Source organism: Burkholderia sp. KCJ3K979 (assembly GCF_016759955.1).
GTDB lineage: Bacteria > Pseudomonadota > Gammaproteobacteria > Burkholderiales > Burkholderiaceae > Burkholderia > Burkholderia orbicola.
In genome coordinates this window covers 1-1,297 of the sequence record NZ_JACFYV010000426.1, presented here as the reverse complement: position 1 = coordinate 1,297, position 1,297 = coordinate 1, and the positions used below count along the sequence as shown (strand labels likewise).

The 1,297-nt window shown below is 67.6% G+C and carries 2 protein-coding genes; both read right to left on the bottom strand.

Going from position 1 to position 1,297, the window contains the following annotated elements:
• The coding region (locus tag H3O04_RS35385; protein WP_202589519.1) for a DUF445 domain-containing protein at positions 1-981 on the bottom strand (981 nt) is incomplete at its 3' end.
• A gap of 153 nt (positions 982-1,134) precedes the next feature.
• Positions 1,135-1,297 (bottom strand): oxidoreductase C-terminal domain-containing protein (locus H3O04_RS35380; RefSeq protein ID WP_272929924.1); only part of this gene is annotated, 163 nt, incomplete at its 5' end.

Below are 1,297 nucleotides of genomic sequence, written 5' to 3'. Positions count from 1 at the left end.
GGCCTGCCGGTGCAGCGCCGAATCGGGGCGGGCGAGATCGGCCTTCAGCCACGCACGCAACTGGTCCCACAAGTCGCGCGCATACTCGTTGAACGCATCGCCGTCGCGAATATAGCGCTTGATCTCCTCGCCCTTCGCGATGAACGCAGGGTCGTGCTTCAGCCGCTCGGTCAGCCGCACGACCGTCCGGTCGAAGCGTTGCCGCAGCTCGTGCTCGGGGTCGGCCGCCACGCCTTCGAGCACGCGGCTCACCGCGCTCGCGAGCATGCGCGCGCCGTTCTCGCCGAACCACTGCGTCGGCATGATCTTCTCGACCTTCGGGTATTGCGTCTTCAGCCACTCAACGATGAAGCCCGCGATCACCTCGCGGTTCTCTTCCTTGTCGAGCACGTCGACCACCTGTTCGATCGCGTCGTCGAGCAGCGCCTGGTGGCGGCCGTCCTTCGTCAGCGTGTCGAGGATCGCGCCGGCCGATTGCGACAGGTCGACCCGGTCGATCACCGCGCGGAATGCATCGTGGACGAACGACTGGATTCGCGCGTCGTCGGTCATGTCGAGCGCGAAGCTCATCAGCTTCGTCACGTAGCCGCCGAGGGCGTCGGTGTTCGCCGGCTCGCCGAGCCACGCGCCGAGCTTCTGCGCGGGATCGTGCTGGCGGATCTGCGCGGCGAGCGCGTCGGGGCCGAGGAATTTCTCGCGCACGAATACCGCGAGGTTGTCGGCGATCTTGTCCTTGTTCTTCGGAATGATCTCGGTATGGCGCGACACGAACGGAATCGGTACGCGACGGAACAGCGCGACGACCGCGAACCAGTCGGCGAGCGCACCGACCATCGCGGCTTCGGCGACGGCCTTGAAACCGTCGACCCACGGGCCGCGCGGCAACAGGATGGTGGTGACGAACACCGCGACGGCGGCCAGGAGCAGCCATAGCGCGCGGCGCTTGCTGCGTTTCAGTTCGAGGGCTTTGTCTGGCGTCATGGGCGACCGGTGAAACGGCAATGCCGCTAATATGCACCGATCGCCGACCGACGACAAACCCGCACGCCGGGCATGTCGCCCGGCACGGGCTTCCGTCCACGTGCCAGTTGCCCGGTGCGAACGCGGCCACGCCGGCCGCGTTCACCCACCGCGTCACAGAAACGTTTTCAGGTTCACCGCCGGATCGGCCAGCTTCACCGGATCGGGCACCGCCCCTGCCGCGATCAGCCGGCGCGACGCGCCGATGTCGCGCCCCAGGTTCGCCGCGGCCACCGCGACGATCCTGCCGTCGTCGCCGAGCCCGAACACCGTGAAC